Annotated in this window: 5 protein-coding genes; all 5 read left to right on the forward strand. The window is 37.0% G+C overall.

Annotated elements, in window-relative coordinates; genetic code table 11:
• Nucleotides 1-1,166, forward strand: a 1,166-nt coding sequence (locus tag QVA17_RS12180; RefSeq protein ID WP_287389239.1) for a glucose PTS transporter subunit IIA, incomplete at its 5' end; no start/stop codon positions are given.
• Between the two features lie 161 nt (nt 1,167-1,327).
• A complete protein-coding gene (locus QVA17_RS12185) occupies nt 1,328-2,767 on the forward strand; it encodes a glycoside hydrolase family 1 protein (protein ID WP_103952266.1) in 1,440 nt (479 codons plus the stop codon).
• A gap of 165 nt (nt 2,768-2,932) precedes the next feature.
• Nucleotides 2,933-3,613 carry an FAD-dependent thymidylate synthase gene (locus QVA17_RS12190; protein ID WP_287389243.1) on the forward strand — a complete coding sequence of 227 codons (681 nt, stop codon included), beginning with the start codon at nt 2,933-2,935 and terminating at the stop codon, nt 3,611-3,613.
• A 20-nt stretch (nt 3,614-3,633) separates the two neighbouring features.
• Entirely contained in the window at nt 3,634-4,461 is an 828-nt protein-coding gene (locus tag QVA17_RS12195; RefSeq protein ID WP_287389245.1) for an HAD family hydrolase, read from the forward strand.
• A gap of 221 nt (nt 4,462-4,682) precedes the next feature.
• Nucleotides 4,683-4,841, forward strand: a 159-nt coding sequence (locus QVA17_RS12630; protein WP_287389247.1) for a Clp protease N-terminal domain-containing protein, incomplete at its 3' end; no start/stop codon positions are given.

A 4,841-nucleotide genomic window follows, 5' to 3' on the forward strand; every position in this document is an offset into this window, starting at 1 on the left:
TTAGAAAGTATGTTGCTAAGATTATTCCAGATGTAATTAAGACATTCTTTGTTCCATTAATTACACTCTTTATCGCATTCGTTATGACAATCTATGTTATCGGACCTGTTTCAGCATTACTTGCTGATTGGATCGGTGCAGCATTTAATGCTATTGCAGGATTTAACAATATTATTTACGGTTTATTTGTTGGTTTCTTCTGGCAGATACTCGTTATGTTCGGTTTACACTGGGCTTTAGTTCCAGTTGCTATGGTTGCTATTAATGCAGGTCAGCCTGATACAATTCTTGCAGCTATGTTTGCTACAACATTTGCTCAGACAGGTGCTTGTATCGGTATCTGGATTAAGACAAAGGATAAGAAGATTAAGGGACTTGCTCCAGCTGCAATCATCTCAGGTGTTTGTGGTGTTACAGAACCAGCTATTTATGGTTTAACATTACCTAAGAAAGCTCCTTTCTTTAGAACTTGTGCAATCGCTGGTATTGGTGGTGCAGTATTAATCGCTTCAGGCGTTAGAGCATACACAATGGCTGGTATGGGTGTATTTGGTTACACAGCATTCATTACACATGCTAAGGAAACTAATGGTATGATAATTGCAGCCGTTGTTTCAGTTGCAGCAATCGTTTTAGCTGCTATTTCAGAATTAATCTTCTACAAGGATTCAGCTCCTAAGACTCCTGCTAAGAAGGTTGAAACAGGCTCTGCTAAGGGCGAAGTAGTTGCAGCTCCTATTAAGGGTGAAATCAAGGATCTTTCAGAAGCTCCAGATGAAGCATTTGCTTCAGGCGCTTTAGGTAAGGGACTTGTAATTGTTCCAACAGAAGGCAAGTTATATGCTCCTGCTGATGGCGAAATCACAGTATTCTTCCCATCAGGACATGCTATCGGTATGAAGACAGCTAATGGTGCAGAAATCCTCATCCATGTAGGTATGGATACAGTTAAGTTAGACGGCAAGGGCTTTACAACAAAGGCTAAGCAGGGTGACAAGGTTAAGAAGGGCGACTTATTACTTGAATTCGATATTGCTACAATTCAGGAAGCAGGTTATAAGATCGATACACCAGTTATCATTTCTAACTCAGATGAATATGCAGATATCATCCCAACAGATGCTAAGAATTCAGAAGTTGGTGCTGATTTAATTACATTACTCTAAGATAAAGAATAATAATTATAATTAAAATGAGTTTAAACCGGCGAGGTTTATGCCCCGCCGGTTTATTATTAAAAGCATTAGATAAATATTTCACAATAGTTTGGTTAGACTAGAGGGGAATATTAAAGATGGATGAAATAGAAAGGAGATTAAAATCTTATATGAAGAAGTTTAGAGACGATTTTTTATGGGGTGGCGCTACAGCTGCTAACCAGTTTGAAGGAGCTTGGGATTTAGATGGTAAGGGACCTTCTATTTCAGATATGTGTACTAATGGTTCTCATACTAATCCTAAGAGACTTACAACTACAATAGAACCAAATACTTTATATCCTAGTCATGAGGCAATAGATTTTTATCATCATTACAAAGAGGATATTGCCCTCTTTGCAGAAATGGGATTTAAGACATTTAGATTCTCAATTAACTGGACAAGAATTTACCCTACAGGTATGGAAGAAACACCTAACGAGAAGGGCTTAGAGTTTTACGATAACGTAATTAACGAATGTGTTAAGTATGGTATTGAACCACTTATTACAATTTCTCATTATGAAATTCCATATGCTTTAGTTGAAAAATATAATGGTTGGTATTCAAGAGAAGTTATTGATTGCTATGTAAGATATGCAAAAACTCTTCTTGACCGTTATTCAGATAGAGTTAAGTATTTCTTAACATTTAACGAGATTAACTCAGGTACAATGCCAATGGGTGCTGTACTTTCACTTGGTTGTGTTAAGGGCTTAAATGTAGCAATGAATGAAATTCCAGACGAACCTCAGATTCGTTATCAGGGCCTTCATCATCAGTTTATTGCTAGTGCACTTGCTGTTAAATATGCTCATGATAATTATCCAAAAGTCAAGATGGGTGATATGAACATTTTCGCAACAATGTATCCACTAACATGTAATCCTGATGATGTGGTTGGAACACAGAGAGCTATGCAGATGATGAACTGGTTCTGCTCTGATGTTCAGGTACGTGGTGAATATCCTTACTATGCAGACAGATTCTTTGAAGAGAAGGGCATCACAATTAAGAAGGAAGCAGGAGATGATGAAATCTTAAAGAATGGTACTGTGGACTTCTACACATTTAGCTATTACATGTCAAACTGCTATTCTGCTGATCCAGAAAAGCAGGCTGGTAAGGGAAATATTATTATGGGTATTCCAAATCCATATCTTAAGGCTTCAGATTGGGGCTGGCAGATTGACCCTAAGGGTCTTAGATACTCTCTTAATGAAATCTATAGCCGTTATCAGATTCCTCTTATGGTCGTTGAAAATGGCCTTGGTGCAAAGGATGTACTTGAGGAAGACGGTTCAGTACACGACAGCTATAGAATTGACTACTTAAGACAGCACATCGAGCAGATGAGAGAAGCCGTTGCTGATGGCGTTGACTTAATGGGTTACACACCTTGGGGTTGTATCGATTTAGTTTCAGCTTCAACAGGTGAGATGGCTAAGAGATACGGTTTCATTTACGTAAAGAAGTACGATGATGGAACAGGTGATTTATCTAGATCTAAGAAGGATTCCTTCGATTGGTACAAGAAGGTAATCGCAACTAATGGCGAAGATTTAGACTAATTATTACTTATACTTTTTTCTTATATTTTATTGGGTCAGGCAACTGGCCCAATTTTTTAGAATTTGGAAAATGTATCTATATCCTATATAATTAAGAGAGTTTGATAAATTAGATTTTTATGTTAATATAAGCAAGCAGAAAAAAGAAATAGGAGAGAAATAGATATGGGTAAAATAATTATTCAAGAAATGACAGCTAAGAACCCTATTCAGCTTATGGGCATGGAAGCTGGTGTATGTTGGGGTGGCGATACAAGTGATGCCGAGAAGAACTACAAGAGAGGTTTATCTTGTATTAATTCAGGACATGGTAGAGTTTTAGAATATCCTCAAGTATATATGATAATCGATGGCTATTCAGCTAAGGTTATAAGAGAGTTTTATACACATATTGGAGGAAGTCCAACAAGACTTCAGGCTTCAACTAGATATATTGATTACACAGGTGCTAGCGATTTTGAATATGTTATGCCACCTAAGATTGCGGCTAATGAAGAAGCAAAAAAGATTTATATGGAAGCAATGAAGAATATTAATGATTCAGTTGCTAAGCTTAATTCTCTAGATATTGCAAAGGAAGATAGTTCTATGCTTTTACCACTTGGTATGACAACTAAGGTGGTATTTAGAACTAACCTTAGAATGCTTATTGATATGTCTCACCAGAGATTATGTACAAGAGCATTTTGGGAATATAGAGGGCTTATGAATGATATAAAGAAGGCACTTGCAGACTACTCTGAGGAGTGGAAGGAAGTTACAGACAACTACTTCAAGGCAAAGTGTGAAGTATCTGGTTATTGTGAGGAGGCAAAGTCTTGCGGAAGATTTCCTAAGAAGCAGTAACTAATAGGAAAGGAAATACAATGGAGAAGAAGGTAATATTTTTAGACATAGACGGAACACTTAGAGGCTTTGATGGTGTTATCCCTGAATCTACAAAAGAGGCAATTAGACTTGCTAGAGCTAATGGTCATGAGACAGTAGTGTGTTCTGGTAGAAGCCTTTATCAGATAGATAAGTCAATACTTGACCTTGGCTTTGATGGCATAATTGGTGGAGCAGGAGCTTTTGTGATTCATAAGGGCGAGGAGCTTTATCATCACTACATGACTAAGGAGCAAAAGAAAAAGCTCTTTGGCTATTTAGATGATAACGACATTATTTACACAGTGCAAACAGATAAGGAATCCGTTGTGCCAGCGGCTATTGAAGAGGATATGATAAACTACTATAAGGAGCTTGAAAGCATTGGTATTCCTCTTAAAAATGTAGCAGGTAAATTAAAGATTGAAAAGGATATCGTGGCTAATCCTAAGGTTGAGAAGCTAGTTTTCCATAGATCTAGAAAGTCGCTTAAGGAAATCGGAGATTACCTTGGAGACGAATTTACTTTAGTTGGTCTATCCTTTACTCCAGATGGTGTAAATGTAGGCGTTGCCGGAGAAATTGGAATCGGTGGCATTACAAAGGCTAGCGGTATTGAGGCCTACTTAAAAGCAGCCGGTGTAACAAGACAGAATTCTATTGCCTTTGGTGATGGCTATAATGACTTAGAGATGATTGAGTATGTTAACTGCGGAGTTTGCATGGGAAATGGCGTGTTACAGCTTAAGGAAATTGCAGACATGGTAACAGATGATATCCATAAGGATGGCTTATATAAGGGCTTTAAGGAGCTTGGATTAATCTAGCTTGGATTATCTTACTTGTAACTAAATATTGACTTTTAAATGCAGTTTGGGACGCGTAAAGTGGCGGCCTAGACTGCATTTTCTTATTAATTATAAAAAAATAATAAATTAGCACTCGACACTTGACAGTGCTAACAACGAATGATATAACACAATTAGTAGGAAGTGAGACACAATTTATAGTTTTACTGATTATGAAATTATGAAAAGGAGGAGCGCGTATGAATATAAATAAGTTTACTCAAAAGTCAATTGAAAGTATTAATAATTGCGAGAAGTTAGCTTACGAATATTCCAATCAGGAAATTGATCAGGAACATTTACTTTACTGTTTAATGACAGTAGAAGATAGCCTTATTAGTAACTTGATTGAGAAGATG

Source organism: Lachnospira sp., assembly GCF_016290755.1.
Taxonomy (GTDB): Bacteria; Bacillota; Clostridia; order Lachnospirales; family Lachnospiraceae; genus Lachnospira; species Lachnospira multipara.

Coding starts and splice junctions, on each gene's coding strand:
- QVA17_RS12190 (WP_287389243.1), top strand. CDS start 2,933: ATGGGTAAAATAATTATTCAAGAAATGACAGCTAAGAACCCTATTCAG.
- QVA17_RS12185 (WP_103952266.1), top strand. CDS start 1,328: ATGAAGAAGTTTAGAGACGATTTTTTATGGGGTGGCGCTACAGCTGCT.
- QVA17_RS12195 (WP_287389245.1), top strand. CDS start 3,634: ATGGAGAAGAAGGTAATATTTTTAGACATAGACGGAACACTTAGAGGC.